A 13,255-nucleotide genomic window follows, 5' to 3' on the forward strand; every position below is an offset into this window, starting at 1 on the left:
TTAGACGCCTCAGGGTAAAACAAAGGAGTGTTTTAGCCTACCCTTTCTACTTTTCCAACCAGCAGAATGTACGAGCACGCACCCAGCAGGGCCACTACGGAGATGTAGACCAGCGCCGGGGCAAAACCGTAACCCTGCGCGAGATAACCTACCACCAGCGGTACGGTGATGCCGCCCAGGCCGCCAACGAAGTTAAACACGCCGCCGGTCAGGCCAATCAGGCGCATCGGGGCCAGGGAGGACACCAGCGACCAGGTGATAGACGCGAAGCCGTTGCCGAAGAAGGCGATGGCCATCAGCGTCATGATCCAGACCGGGTCATCGGTATAGTTCGCCCCCATGATGCAGGTGGAGATCAGCAGCCCGCAGATAATTGGCGTTTTACGGGCAATTCCCAGCGAATAACCTTTGCGCACCAGCCGGTCGGCAACCCAGCCCGACAGCAGCACGCCGAAGAAGGCGGCGAGGAACGGTACGGTGGTCATAAAGCCCGCCTTAAGCGCGGCGATCCCCTTCTCCTGGGTCAGATAGTTCGGGAACCATGTCAGGAAGAACCAGAGCGTGGAAGTCACCGCGAACTGCCCCAGATAGACGCCAATCAGCTTACGGTGGAACACCAGCTTCCAGTCGGCGGCGGTCATCGGCACGCGGGATTTTTTCTCCGACGGCGCATCACCATCCACCAGGCCACCGCCTTCGCGGATGTAGTCCAGCTCCGCCTGGTTGATGCCCTTGCTGGCGCGCGGCGCCTGGTAAACCTTGATCCAGATAAACGACCAGATGATGCCGATGCCGCCGGTGATGATAAACACCCAGTGCCAGCTCAGCATCTCCTGGATCCAGATAAGCAGCGGGGTAAGGAACGCCAGCCCCACAAACTGGCCGGATGTATAGAAGCCCACGGCAGAAGCCCGCTCGCGCTCCGGGAACCAGCTGGTCACCATGCGGTTGTTGGTCGGGAACGCCGGGGCTTCAAAGATGCCGGTGATGGCGCGCAGGCCAATCAGCGACATCAGCCCGGTTGCAAAGCCCTGGAACAGGGTCGCCACGGACCAGCCGAAAATCGCAATGAAATAGGTCATCCGCGATCCGACCCGGTCAAGGAACCAGCCGCCCGGGATCTGGCACAGCGTATACAGCCAGGCAAAGGCCGAGAAAATATAGCCCATCTCGGTTTTAGAAATACCAAACTCTTCCTGAATATGGGCGGACGCCACGGCCAGGTTGGCGCGGTCAACATAGCAAATCACCACCGTGATAAAGATCATGACGAGCGTTAAATAGCGGCGGCGCGTAGGTTTTGCAGCAGTTACAGAAATATCCATAACATCTGACTCCTGATTTTTGGCATGGCGATACCTGTCACCATGCCCTGTTTATTACAGAGGGTGTTTTATCTTTACTATTTTTATAAAAGCTTAAGGGTGAATAATTACCACTCGGCGACGGCACCGTCAGGATAACGCCATAACGGATTGCGCCAGTCGGTGACATTTTTACTGCGGGCAATAACCTGCTCTTCGTCTATTTCCACGCCGAGGCCAGGCTTCATTAACGGCATAAAGTGGCCGCCGTCCATCTGGAAATCCTCTTTGTTTTTCACAAAGTCGAGCAGCTCAGCGCCCTTGTTATAGTGAATGCCCATGCTTTGCTCCTGGAATACGGCGTTGCGGGAGACAAAGTCGATGTGCAGGCAGGCGGCCAGCGCGATGGGCCCCAGCGGGCAGTGCGGCGCAAGCGCAACGTCGTAAGCCTCTGCCATACCGGCAATTTTGTAGCACTCGGTTATGCCGCCCGCATGGGACAGATCGGGCTGCAGAATCGCCAGGCCGCCTGCTTCCAGCACGCGTTTAAACTCAAAGCGCGAGAACATACGCTCACCGGCAGCGATGGGGATATGGGTCTGCGCTGCCAGGCGCGGGTAATACTCGGCCTGTTCCGCCAGCACCGGCTCTTCAATAAACAGCGGGCGATATTGCTCAAGCTCTTTGATCAGCACCTTCGCCATCGGCGCGCTGACGCGGCCGTGGAAATCCAGACCAAATTCAATTTCGTTGCCGAAGGCCTCGCGGATTTGCGCGACGGTATTAACGGCGGCATCAACATGACGGGAGTTTTCAATGATGCCCATCTCTTCGCAGCCGTTTAATTTAAACGTATCAAAACCTATTTTGCGCAGGGATGTTATGCCATCTATTACTTCCGCAGGGCGATCGCCGCCGACCCAGCTGTAGGCTTTTATTTTATCGCGAACCAGACCGCCCATTAATTGCCAGACCGGCGCGTTTAATACTTTGCCTTTAATATCCCACAGCGCCTGGTCAATACCGGCAATCGCGCTCATTAATATCGGTCCGCCGCGATAAAATCCGCCGCGGTACATCACCTGCCATAAATCATTAATGCGCGCCGGATCCTGGCCAATTAATAATTCGCCCAGTTCGTGCACCGCCGCTTCGACGCTTTTTGCACGCCCTTCTATCACCGGTTCGCCCCAGCCGACCACGCCTTCATCGGTTTCTATTTTCAGGAACATCCAGCGCGGGGGTAAGCGGTAAGTCGTGAGTCTGGTAATTTTCATGATTGCACTGCCTCTTGATACGCTTTAACAAATGCTTTTGCTTTTTCGATGGTGCGAGCGACGGGCTGTCCGGCGCGATAAAGATCGCTGCCCAGCCCGGCCCCTGCGCAGCCTGCCTTCAGCCACTGGCCGAGATTTTCCGGCGTCACGCCGCCTACTGCAAAGACGGGTACGTCCGCAGGCAGCACCGCTTTCAGCGCTTTGATGTAGTCCGGGCCAAAAGAGGAAGAGGGAAAGATTTTCAGCGCCTGAGCGCCCGCGTCCAGCGCGGTAAACGCTTCCGATGCCGTCGCACAGCCCGCGCAGACGGTCATCCCGCTCGCTACGGCCCGGCGAATCACTTCTGGCTGGGTGTTAGGCGTCACCACCAGCTTCCCGCCCATGGCTGCCAGCTCATCGACCTGTTCAGGTTTAAGCACCGTTCCGGCACCGATCAGCGCCTGCTGGCCAAAAGCCTCGACCATCGCCGGGATGCTTTTTTGCCATTGCGGAGAGTTAAGCGGGATCTCAATTGCGTCGAACCCCGCGTCCAGCAAGGCCGCAACGTGGGCGTGTGCTTCGTCCGGGGTGATGCCGCGCAAAATCGCGATCAGCGGAAGGTTAGTTTGCCACTGCATTTGCAATACTCCTTATTCCTGCCTGGAATGCCTCGTCGCCGTCAAGTACCGAAGCCTGGAAGCCCAGCAGCGCAAGCGCGCTAACGTAGCGCTGGCTCAGGGACGGGTTAGCCACGAGGGTGACGGGATGCTGCTGGCTCAATGCGTAATGGCGGGTCATCGCCGCCGCTTCGTTGCCAATCAGCAGCCCGGAAAGAAACTCGCTTACCTCATCGCGGGGTAAATTACCCAGCACGTGGGCGGCGCGGACTTCAAACAGCCGGGGGAGTAAATCGCGGTCGTTTACGCCCCGCTCCAGCCCGGCCCTGAAGGCGCTGAGGCTTGCCTGTTGCTCCGGCAGGCCAGCGCCGACCAGAGAGTGATTCAGCAGGAGATGGTGCAGCTCGCCGGTCATCACGGTGCGGAAGTCCTGCACCGTGCGCTCATCGGCCTGCACCCATTTGCAGTGGGTTCCCGGCATGACGTAAAGCGGGGACTGGCTGAGGGTTCTGGCCCCCAGCAGCTGGGTCTCTTCGCCGCGCATGACGTTGCGGTTGTCTTCACGCTGCACGCTCATGCCGGGGATAATCCAGACGTTGTCCAGTACCGGCATAAGCTGCTGGCTGAGGTCAGAAAACTGCGCCGGGCAGGGAAGATAAGGGGCTGTTTTCCAGCCCGCATTGCTGCCAACCATCCCCGCCATCAGCACCGGCGTTTTGTCTTCACGCCAGCCGTGGGTAACTTCATCGAACACCGCCTGCGGGGATTTGCCGTTCAGCCGGGTGATCCCGGCCGCGGTTTGCCGACTGTCAACGCAGGTGCCGTCCTGATAGTACCAGGCGCGCAGGTTGGTCGAACCCCAGTCAATAGCGATGTAGCGAGATGTCATGTGATGTCCTTTAGTCGTTTCGTGGAGCTGGCGATCATGGTCATCGCCGCCTGCTCCGCAGCCTGGCTGTCCTGATGGCGTATCGCATCAAACAGCGCTTTGTGTTCCGCCAGCGTTTTCGGCATGTTGGCCTCATCGCCCATCCAGGTGCGTTCAAAGACCGCACGCTGCAGTGAGCTGATAGCAATGCTGAGCTGCTGTAAAACCGGGTTGTGCACCGATTCCAGCACCGCTTCGTGATAGCGGATATCCGCCTCGTTAAAGGCATCGCGATCCTGGTTGTGGGCCACCATGTCGTTAAGCGCGGCTTCGATTCTTGCCAGGTCGTTCGAGGTAGCCCGTTCCGCAGCCCAGCGGGCGATAGCCGGTTCCACAAGATTACGCACTTCGCTCATCGCGCCGATCAGCCGTGGGTCATAGTCGTTTTCCAGCACCCACTGCAGCACTTCGGTATCCAGGTAGTTCCACTGATTGCGCGGCAGTACAAACGCCCCGCGATAACGCTTCATCTCCACCAGCCGCTTCGCCATCAGCGAGCGGTACACTTCACGAATAATGTTGCGCGAGGTTTCAAACTCTTCACACAGCTCCGCTTCTGCCGGTAACGCCGCGCCCGGCGTGTATTTGCCGCTAACGATCTGTTTGCCCAGCGTCACGATAATGCGGTCGGTCTTGGTCATGGCTAATCCTGTTAATCAAAGTGGGAATAGCCACTACTTTACCGTGAGCGCTGAAAAACACCGCTACTTTGAAGTACAAACTTGAAGCGTGCTGCGTTTGCTGTGGGTGTAATGTAGTACAAACAATATATGTTGTACTACAATTTGGATCACATAATAGACAATTGATAATCAAAATTCCGAGAGACGCACAGTTGCACACTACATATGTGCAGTGTTATATTCTGGCTTCGGACAGAAAAGAGAAAGGCCGCATGAAATGGAGAAAATGCGAGGAATTGAAAGCTTCAGGGAAGAATGGCTTCAAGACTTTTTCCTGTACGGCAAACAGAATCGAAGAATCCCGCCGGATATCACAACGGTACTGGCCAGGAAACTCGACCTGATGAATGCGGCAAGCAGTTATAAAGATTTACGCTCACCACCCGCCAACCGCTACGAGGAGCTCAATCCTCCTCTCGAAGGTTACTCTTCCATAAGAGTGAACGATCGCTACAGATTGATATTTATCTGGCAGGATGGAAAAGCGAAGAACCTCTATCTAGATGATCACGGTTACAGGCAGCACAAATAATTCACTAGCGTATGAAAGAGAGGAAGTTCTATGGTCCAGGCACAACGTAAACCCACGTCTGTAGGGGATGTCGTGTTATACGAATACCTTGAGCCGACCGGCATTAAAATTAATGACCTGGCTGAGATGCTGCAGGTTCACAGAAACACCGTCAGCAAGCTGATTAATAACAATTGTAAGCTGACAACCGACATGGCCTTCAGGCTGGCGAAAGCCTTCGATACCAGCGTGGAATTCTGGCTCAATCTGCAAACGAACGTGGATATCTGGGAGGTGCAGAATAACACCCGAGCACAGGAAGAAATCAACAGGATCGTAACGCTTGAAGAAATGCTGGCGCGCAAGGCCGCCAGCCATGCAACCGAAGCAGCGTAGCCCGCAAGAAAAGAGGGGTGGCCAGTACCACCCCGCATACAGCATTAGTTCAGCACAAACTTCTCAATCGCGTAGGCAACACCGTCTTCCAGGTTGGATTTAGTCACGAAGTTGCTGACTTCTTTGACCTTATCGATGGCGTTTTCCATCGCCACGCCCATGCCCGCGTATTCCAGCATCGCAATGTCATTTTCCTGATCGCCCAGCGTCATGACTTCTTCGCGTTTGATGCCCAGCGATTCCGCCAGCGCCTTCACGCCGGTGCCTTTGTTTACGCGCTTATCGAGGATTTCCAGGAAGTAAGGGGCGCTTTTCAGCAGCGTATAGCGCTCTTTGACCTCGTCCGGGATTTTTGCAATCGCTTTGTCCAGCACGACCGGATCGTCGATCATCATCACCTTCAGGAACTCGCCGTTTTTCGCCATGTTTTCCGCTTCGCAGAACACCAGTGGGATATTGGCGATGAAGGATTCATGCACCGTGTAGTAGCTGATATCGCGGTTGGCGGTATAGAGCGTATGGCGATCTAATGCGTGGAAGTGCGAACCCACCTCGCGGGAGAGCTGTTCCAGGTAGCGATAGTCATCGTAGTTCAGCGCGGTTTGCGCCACGGTACTGCCGTCGTTCGCCTTCTGGACCAGCGCACCGTTATAGGTGATGCAGTAGTCGTTTGGCTGATCCATATGCAGCTCACGCAGGTAGTTCTCAACGCCCGCATAAGGACGACCGGTGCAGAGCACAACGTTTACGCCGCGTTCGCGGGCTTTGGCAATGGCGTTTTTTACTGCCGGGGAGATGGTGTGGTCGGGCAACAGCAGCGTGCCGTCCATATCAATCGCGATCAGTTTTATTGGCATGGTCTTTCCTGAGGTAAGGAGTTCATTTCATGCTAACGCGATTCGGCACACAAAAATAGAGCTACGTTTTGCGCAGATCGGGCCCCTTTTGCCAGGAAAAACGCCACCCTCGGGTGGCGCTGTCATTCAGCGAAAGAACTTATCGCGCAGAAGGTGAAAACCTTTGGTGAGGAGGTCTTCATCGTCATGCTTGACCTCGCCGCCGGGCGAAAGCGCATCGACGATTTTTGGGAACTGCTCGGAAAGCAGCTGCGACGCGCTGGTCACGTCAATCCCCAGTTTTTCAGCCAGTCCGCTGATAGCGGGCGTACCCAGCACCTCCTGAACCTGCTCCGGGCTGACGCTCTGATTGTGCGCGCCGCTCAGCCACGAGCTGACGACCTCGCCAAAGCCTTTTTGCCGGAACTGCTCCAGTATCGCCTGAATCCCACCCTGCTGATTTATCCACTCGAGGACGACTTTGAATTTTCCTGCCTCGCCGCCCCCCATCATGCCGGTAACCTGATCGAACAGACCCATGATTGTGTCCTCTTACGATTACGACGTTTGCTATAAAAGTGTACGTTACGGAGGGAATTTAGCGCGGAAATTTGGGGATAAAACGAAGAATTACCGGTGGGCAGGCGCCCACCGGCAGAGTACCGCTTAGATATCGATGTTCGCCGCTTTCAGGGCGTTTTCTTCGATGAACGCACGACGTGGTTCAACCGCATCACCCATCAGGGTGGTGAACAGCTGATCCGCAGCAATCGCGTCTTTTACAGTCACGCGCAGCATGCGGCGGCTTTCCGGGTCCATGGTGGTTTCCCACAGCTGGTCCGGGTTCATTTCGCCCAAGCCTTTGTAGCGCTGAATAGACAGGCCACGACGGGACTCTTTCACCAGCCATTCCAGAGCCTGTTCGAAGCTGGCAATCGGCTGACGACGCTCGCCACGCTCGATGAACGCGTCTTCTTCGATAAGGCCACGCAGCTTCTCGCCCAGCGCGCACAGACGACGGTATTCACCGCCGACCACGAATTCGTGCTCCAGCGGGTAGTCGGTATCGACGCCGTGGGTACGAACGCGAATAACCGGTTCGAAAATGCTCAGCTCGCGGTTTTCACGCACAATCGCGTTCCAGGTGCTGCCGTGCTGCTCTTTTTCGTTCAGCGTTTCCACCAGCACGTTAACCCAGTCGACCACTTTGTCTTCGTCAGTCAGATCGGCTTCGGCAAGCGTTGGGTGATAAACCAGATTGTTCAGCAGGTTGCGCGGATAGCGGCGCTCCATGCGGCCAATCATTTTCTGGGTGGCGTTAAACTCGGAAACCAGTTTCTCCAGCGCTTCACCTGCCAGAGCCGGTGCGCTGGCGTTGGCGTGCAGCGTTGCGCCGTCCAGAGCGATGGAAATCTGGTACTGATCCATCGCCTCATCGTCTTTGATGTACTGCTCCTGCTTGCCTTTCTTCACTTTGTAAAGCGGCGGCTGGGCGATGTACACGTGGCCGCGCTCAACGATTTCAGGCATCTGACGGTAGAAGAAGGTCAGCAGCAGGGTACGGATGTGTGAACCATCGACGTCCGCATCCGTCATGATGATGATGCTGTGGTAGCGCAGCTTGTCCGGGTTGTATTCGTCACGGCCAATGCCGCAGCCCAGCGCGGTAATCAGCGTTGCCACTTCCTGAGAGGCCAGCATCTTGTCGAAGCGCGCTTTCTCAACGTTGAGGATTTTACCCTTCAGCGGCAGGATCGCCTGGTTCTTACGGTTACGCCCCTGTTTTGCAGAGCCGCCCGCAGAGTCCCCTTCCACCAGGTACAGTTCGGAGTGGGCCGGGTCGCGTTCCTGACAGTCCGCCAGTTTGCCCGGCAGGCCTGCCAGGTCCAGCGCGCCTTTACGGCGGGTCATCTCACGTGCGCGACGGGCTGCTTCACGGGCGCGAGCCGCATCGATAATTTTGCCGACGACGATTTTCGCGTCCGACGGGTTTTCCAGCAGGTATTCAGCCAGCAGTTCGTTCATTTGCTGCTCAACCGCGGATTTCACCTCGGAGGAAACCAGTTTGTCTTTGGTCTGCGAGGAGAATTTAGGGTCCGGCACTTTTACGGAAACGACGGCAATCAGGCCTTCACGGGCATCGTCACCGGTGGCGCTGACCTTCGCTTTCTTGCTGTAGCCTTCTTTATCCATGTACGCGTTCAGAGTACGCGTCATCGCCGCACGGAAACCTGCAAGGTGGGTACCACCGTCGCGCTGCGGGATGTTGTTGGTGAAGCAGTAGATGTTTTCCTGGAAACCGTCGTTCCACTGCAGCGCCACTTCCACGCCGATGCCGTCTTTTTCAGTGCTGAAATAGAACACGGTCGGGTGAATTGGCGTTTTGTTCTTGTTGAGGTACTCAACGAACGCGCGGATACCGCCTTCGTAATGGAAGTGATCTTCACGGCCATCGCGCTTGTCGATTAAGCGGATAGACACGCCGGAGTTGAGGAACGACAGTTCGCGCAGGCGCTTGGCCAGGATATCGTATTCAAACTCAATGACGTTGGTGAAGGTTTCGTGGCTCGGCCAGAAACGTACCTGAGTACCGGTTACGTCTGTGTCGCCGGTTACGGCTAACGGTGCCTGAGGCACGCCGTGCACGTAGGTTTGCTGGTGAGTTTTGCCTTCGCGGCGAATCAGCAGTTCCAGCTTCTGGGACAGGGCGTTAACAACCGACACGCCCACACCGTGCAGACCACCGGAGACTTTATAGGAGTTGTCATCGAATTTACCGCCAGCGTGCAGGACGGTCATGATAACTTCCGCTGCGGACACGCCTTCTTCCGGGTGAATGCCCGTTGGAATGCCACGGCCATCATCCGTTACGGAGACGGAGTTATCGGCGTGGATGGTGACAACGATGTCTTTACAGTGACCGGCGAGTGCTTCGTCGATTGCGTTATCCACGACCTCAAATACCATGTGGTGCAGACCGGTGCCGTCATCCGTATCGCCGATATACATGCCCGGGCGTTTACGTACCGCATCCAGCCCCTTAAGGACTTTGATACTGGAGGAGTCATAAGAATTCGACATCAACGTTTCTCGCTCAATTATTCTTGGGTTAATCCGCTATTTTACCCTGATCCACGGCGAACATCTTTGAATTTTTGTCCGTCATATCCATCACGTGTTCTGCGCTTATCGCGCTGACAAAAACCTGTGATTCCGTGGCCTTCAGCCGGCTGGCTAATAGACCACGACGTGCATCATCTAGTTCAGAGGCAAAATCATCAATCAGATACAGGCATCGTTGCCCGTTCTGTCGGGTGAGAAACTCACCCTGCGCCAGTCTCAGGGCGCACATCAGTAGCTTAAGCTGACCGCGAGACAGAGTGTCCTCGACGGGCGCGCCATCGGCGCGAATTCGAAAATCAGCTTTGTGAGGGCCATGAGCGGTATAGGTCAGCTGGCGGTCGCGTTCGAAGCTGCGTTCCAGTACCTCACCGTAATCACTCTCTTTTTCCCAGCCGCGCTGGAAGGAGAAGCTCAGTGAAAACTCCGGCAAAAATTGCGCGCAGGTGTCTGCCATATCTTCTGCGATGGCGGCGCTGTATTCGGCGCGCCAGCGGCTGATCTGCTCGGCCAGCGGGATAAGTTCCATATCCCACGGGCGCAGCTGCGCATAGCGTGTCACCTGGCGAAGCGCGGCGTTGCGCTGCTTGAGCAGACGTTTAAGGTTGCTCCAGGCGACAAAAAAACCGGGTTCGTTATGGAAACATCCCCAGTCGAGGAAGGCTCTACGGTATTTGGGGCCGCCGTTGAGTAAAGTAAACCCTTCGGGGGTGATGAGCTGCATCGGCATTAACAGCGCCAGCTCCGCCACTTTGTGACCGTCGCTGCCGTCAATGCGCACTTTGCTGTCGCCCGCCCGGTCCTTCGTCAGGCCGACGGAGGTTTCCCTTTCGCCATCCTGCAACCTTCCGTGTAATACAAAAGCATCCTGTTCGTGGCGAATCACCCGCCCGGTTTGCAGACTGCGAAATGCGCGGCCGTGCCCAAGGGTATAAATCGCCTCAAGCACGCTGGTTTTACCGCTGCCGTTGGCGCCAACCAGAAAGTTGAAGCCGGGGCCTAAAGCCAGATCCGCGTTTTCTATGTTGCGAAAATCTTTAATTAACAGCCTGGTGAGGGACATCTACAGTCTCATCGGCATCACAACATAGGCTGCCGCTTGTGAAGCAGCATCTTCAATCTGCACGCTGGAAACAGAGTCCGTCAGCAGGATGCGCACGTTCTCGCACTTCAGCGCGTTGAGCACATCCAGCACGTAGCTGACATTAAAGCCAATTTCCAGATCGGTACCGTCGTAGGAGACATCCAGAATTTCTTCTGCTTCTTCCTGCTCTGGGTTGTTAGCGGTGATTTTGATCTGGTTCTGGCTGACATACAGGCGCACGCCGCGGAATTTCTCGTTAGAGAGAATCGCCGCGCGGGCAAAGGCCTGCTTCAGCAGGTCGCAACCTGCGTCCAGATGTTTATCCGGGTTCTTCGGCAATACGCGGCGATAATCCGGGAAACGGCCATCAACCAGCTTCGAAGTGAAGATAAAATCGCCGACGTGCGCGCGGATGTTATTGCTGCCAATCTGCACGCGCAGAGGCGTATCACCGCCGTCGAGCATACGCATCAGCTCAATCACGCCTTTACGAGGCACGATCACCGAATGATTAGGCAAAGACTGGCCAACCGGCATGGAGCACACCGCCAGACGGTGTCCGTCCGTGGCAACCGTACGCAGCTCTTCCCCTTCGGTTTCAAACAGCATGCCGTTGAGGTAGTAGCGAACGTCCTGATGGGCCATAGAGAACTGCGTGGCTTCAATCAGGCGCTTCATGGTCGCCTGCGGCAGCGTGAATTCTACTTCGCTCTGCCAGTCGTCCAGGTTAGGGAAATCTGCTGCTGGCAGAGTAGACAGCGAGAAGCGGCTGCGCCCGGAGCGAACCAGCATACGGTCCCCCTCGAGCTGCACGGCTATCTCCGCGCCTTCCGGCAGGCCGCGGCAAATATCAAAGAATTTGCGGGCCGGAACGGTGGTGGCTCCCGGCTCATGCGGCTGAACCAGCGCCACGCGCGCGACCATCTCCATTTCCAGATCGGTTCCGGTTAAGGAGAGCGCACCTTCCGCGACTTGCAACAGCAGGTTGCCGAGAATCGGTAACGTAGGACGGCCACCAAGCGGGCCACTCACCTGTTGCAGCGGTTTTAATAAAGTTTCACGTTCAACGGTAAATTTCATAGCGTCACGAAGATAATGTTCTGATTAGGTTAGAGAAATCTTCTTTGATATCGTGGCTTTCTTCACGCAGCTGCTCAATCTTACGGCAGGCGTGCAGCACGGTAGTATGGTCGCGACCGCCAAAAGCATCGCCGATTTCCGGCAGGCTGTGGTTCGTCAGCTCTTTCGCCAGCGCCATCGCCATCTGACGCGGGCGGGCAACGGAGCGGGAACGACGTTTGGACAACAGGTCGGCAATCTTAATTTTATAGTACTCGGCCACCGTTTTCTGGATATTGTCGATGGTGACGAGCTTTTCCTGCAGCGCCAGCAGATCGCGCAGCGCTTCACGCACGAAGTCGATGGTGATCGCCCGGCCGGTAAAGTTGGCGTTGGCAATGACGCGGTTCAGCGCCCCTTCCAGCTCACGCACGTTAGAGCGCAGGCGCTTGGCAATAAAGAAGGCCACTTCACCCGGCAGGCGAATGTCGTTCTCGTCCGCCTTTTTCATCAGGATCGCCACGCGAGTTTCTAACTCCGGCGGTTCGATCGCAACGGTCAGGCCCCAGCCGAAGCGGGATTTCAGACGATCCTCAACGCCGTTGATCTCTTTTGGATAACGATCCGACGTCAGGATGATCTGCTGGTTGCCTTCGAGCAGCGCGTTGAACGTATGGAAGAACTCTTCCTGCGAGCGCTCTTTATTGGCAAAGAATTGAATGTCATCGATAAGCAGCGCGTCAACGGAGCGGTAGTAGCGTTTAAACTCTTCAATCGCATTGTTTTGCAGGGCTTTTACCATGTCCTGAACAAAGCGCTCGGAGTGCATATACACTACTTTGGCGTTTGGCTTACGGGCAATAATGCCGTTACCCACCGCGTGCAGCAGGTGCGTTTTACCTAAGCCCGTTCCGCCATAAAGGAAGAGAGGGTTATAGGCGCCGCCTGGGTTATCCGCCACCTGGCGTGCCGCAGCACGGGCCAGCTGGTTCGATTTACCTTCCACGAAGTTATCGAAGGTGTGCTTAACGTTGACGTTCGAGCGGTAGGACTGCTCTGCGGGCGCCGGGAGGTTGTCCCAGCTTGGGCGCATGGGCGCTGCCGCGCGAGCGGTCTGAGCCGGGGCGGCCGTCGCCACGGCCTGTTGGTTCAGGGTCTGACTGACGGGTTTGCTGCCCACTTCGAAGCGCAGCAGTGGCGCGTCGTTGCCGCAGAAATCATTCAACAGTCCATTGATATTATTGAGGTATTTATCCCTTACCCAATCAAGCACGAAACGGTTTGGCGCATAAAGGGCCAGCGTGTTATCGCTCAGTTCCGCCTGTAGGGGGCGTATCCACATACTGAATTCTGTGGCTGGTAACTCATCCTGCAATCGGGCAAGACACTGCTGCCAAAGCGAAAGTGACACGGCGGACTCCACTCGAACAAAGTCGATAAAAAGACGAAGACTGAAAGTTT

General features: G+C 56.0%; 12 protein-coding genes and 1 pseudogene. 2 read left to right on the top strand and 11 right to left on the bottom strand.

Annotated features, from left to right (window positions below; genetic code table 11):
- Positions 1-32: 32 nt before the first annotated feature.
- The 5 genes and pseudogenes from AAE045_RS17880 to dgoR form a co-directional block, all read right to left on the bottom strand.
- Positions 33-1,369, bottom strand: a pseudogene (locus tag AAE045_RS17880) (MFS transporter).
- Positions 1,370-1,432: 63 nt separating this feature from the next.
- On the bottom strand, positions 1,433-2,581 hold the full coding sequence (gene dgoD, locus AAE045_RS17885) for a galactonate dehydratase (RefSeq protein ID WP_455548868.1): 1,149 nt from the start codon (positions 2,579-2,581) through the stop codon (positions 1,433-1,435).
- Entirely contained in the window at positions 2,578-3,198 is a 621-nt protein-coding gene (locus AAE045_RS17890) for a 2-dehydro-3-deoxy-6-phosphogalactonate aldolase (RefSeq protein ID WP_455548869.1), read from the bottom strand. The genes dgoD and AAE045_RS17890 overlap by 4 nt, the downstream gene beginning before the upstream one ends.
- Positions 3,182-4,066 carry a 2-dehydro-3-deoxygalactonokinase gene (locus AAE045_RS17895; RefSeq protein ID WP_455548870.1) on the bottom strand — a complete coding sequence of 295 codons (885 nt, stop codon included), beginning with the start codon at positions 4,064-4,066 and terminating at the stop codon, positions 3,182-3,184. The genes AAE045_RS17890 and AAE045_RS17895 overlap by 17 nt, the downstream gene beginning before the upstream one ends.
- On the bottom strand, positions 4,063-4,746 hold the full coding sequence (gene dgoR, locus AAE045_RS17900) for a D-galactonate utilization transcriptional regulator DgoR (protein WP_455548871.1): 684 nt from the start codon (positions 4,744-4,746) through the stop codon (positions 4,063-4,065). Before dgoR ends, AAE045_RS17895 begins: the two co-directional genes overlap by 4 nt.
- Positions 4,747-5,005: 259 nt before the next feature.
- On the opposite strand from dgoR, the gene AAE045_RS17905 reads away from it, so the two are divergent.
- Positions 5,006-5,320 (top strand): type II toxin-antitoxin system RelE/ParE family toxin, encoded by a 315-nt coding sequence (locus AAE045_RS17905; RefSeq protein WP_455548872.1) that lies wholly within the window; start codon positions 5,006-5,008, stop codon positions 5,318-5,320.
- A 30-nt stretch (positions 5,321-5,350) separates the two neighbouring features.
- A complete protein-coding gene (locus AAE045_RS17910; protein WP_455548873.1) occupies positions 5,351-5,695 on the top strand; it encodes a HigA family addiction module antitoxin in 345 nt (114 codons plus the stop codon).
- Positions 5,696-5,739: 44 nt separating this feature from the next.
- Here the strand turns inward: AAE045_RS17910 and yidA are convergent, their stop codons facing one another.
- From yidA to dnaA, 6 genes are all read right to left on the bottom strand, one after another.
- Positions 5,740-6,552: a sugar-phosphatase gene (gene yidA, locus AAE045_RS17915; RefSeq protein ID WP_455548874.1), complete on the bottom strand. Its 813-nt coding sequence runs from the start codon at positions 6,550-6,552 to the stop codon at positions 5,740-5,742.
- A 126-nt stretch (positions 6,553-6,678) separates the two neighbouring features.
- Positions 6,679-7,071, bottom strand: a complete 393-nt coding sequence (locus AAE045_RS17920) for a YidB family protein (protein ID WP_455548875.1) — start codon at positions 7,069-7,071, stop codon at positions 6,679-6,681.
- Positions 7,072-7,197: 126 nt separating this feature from the next.
- Entirely contained in the window at positions 7,198-9,612 is a 2,415-nt protein-coding gene (gyrB, locus tag AAE045_RS17925) for a DNA topoisomerase (ATP-hydrolyzing) subunit B (RefSeq protein ID WP_455548876.1), read from the bottom strand.
- 28 nt (positions 9,613-9,640) lie between these two features.
- Positions 9,641-10,714, bottom strand: a complete 1,074-nt coding sequence (recF, locus tag AAE045_RS17930) for a DNA replication/repair protein RecF (RefSeq protein WP_455548877.1) — start codon at positions 10,712-10,714, stop codon at positions 9,641-9,643.
- Positions 10,715-11,815 carry a DNA polymerase III subunit beta gene (gene dnaN, locus AAE045_RS17935; RefSeq protein WP_455426341.1) on the bottom strand — a complete coding sequence of 367 codons (1,101 nt, stop codon included), beginning with the start codon at positions 11,813-11,815 and terminating at the stop codon, positions 10,715-10,717.
- Between the two features lie 4 nt (positions 11,816-11,819).
- Complete coding sequence (dnaA, locus tag AAE045_RS17940; RefSeq protein ID WP_455548878.1) at positions 11,820-13,205, bottom strand: chromosomal replication initiator protein DnaA; 1,386 nt, start codon at positions 13,203-13,205, stop codon at positions 11,820-11,822.
- Between the last annotated feature and the right edge of the window lie 50 nt (positions 13,206-13,255).

Origin of the sequence: Dryocola clanedunensis (assembly GCF_038405435.1) — a bacterium.
Lineage (GTDB): Bacteria > Pseudomonadota > Gammaproteobacteria > Enterobacterales > Enterobacteriaceae > Dryocola > Dryocola clanedunensis_A.

What these genes read in the sequence shown, in the direction of transcription:
- dgoD (WP_455548868.1), bottom strand. Translation starts at nt 2,581, where the DNA reads ATGAAAATTACCAGACTCACGACTTACCGCTTACCCCCGCGCTGGATG.
- AAE045_RS17890 (WP_455548869.1), bottom strand. Translation starts at nt 3,198, where the DNA reads ATGCAGTGGCAAACTAACCTTCCGCTGATCGCGATTTTGCGCGGCATC.
- AAE045_RS17895 (WP_455548870.1), bottom strand. Translation starts at nt 4,066, where the DNA reads ATGACATCTCGCTACATCGCTATTGACTGGGGTTCGACCAACCTGCGC.
- dgoR (WP_455548871.1), bottom strand. Translation starts at nt 4,746, where the DNA reads ATGACCAAGACCGACCGCATTATCGTGACGCTGGGCAAACAGATCGTT.
- AAE045_RS17905 (WP_455548872.1), top strand. Translation starts at nt 5,006, where the DNA reads ATGGAGAAAATGCGAGGAATTGAAAGCTTCAGGGAAGAATGGCTTCAA.
- AAE045_RS17910 (WP_455548873.1), top strand. Translation starts at nt 5,351, where the DNA reads ATGGTCCAGGCACAACGTAAACCCACGTCTGTAGGGGATGTCGTGTTA.
- yidA (WP_455548874.1), bottom strand. Translation starts at nt 6,552, where the DNA reads ATGCCAATAAAACTGATCGCGATTGATATGGACGGCACGCTGCTGTTG.
- AAE045_RS17920 (WP_455548875.1), bottom strand. Translation starts at nt 7,071, where the DNA reads ATGGGTCTGTTCGATCAGGTTACCGGCATGATGGGGGGCGGCGAGGCA.
- gyrB (WP_455548876.1), bottom strand. Translation starts at nt 9,612, where the DNA reads ATGTCGAATTCTTATGACTCCTCCAGTATCAAAGTCCTTAAGGGGCTG.
- recF (WP_455548877.1), bottom strand. Translation starts at nt 10,714, where the DNA reads ATGTCCCTCACCAGGCTGTTAATTAAAGATTTTCGCAACATAGAAAAC.
- dnaN (WP_455426341.1), bottom strand. Translation starts at nt 11,815, where the DNA reads ATGAAATTTACCGTTGAACGTGAAACTTTATTAAAACCGCTGCAACAG.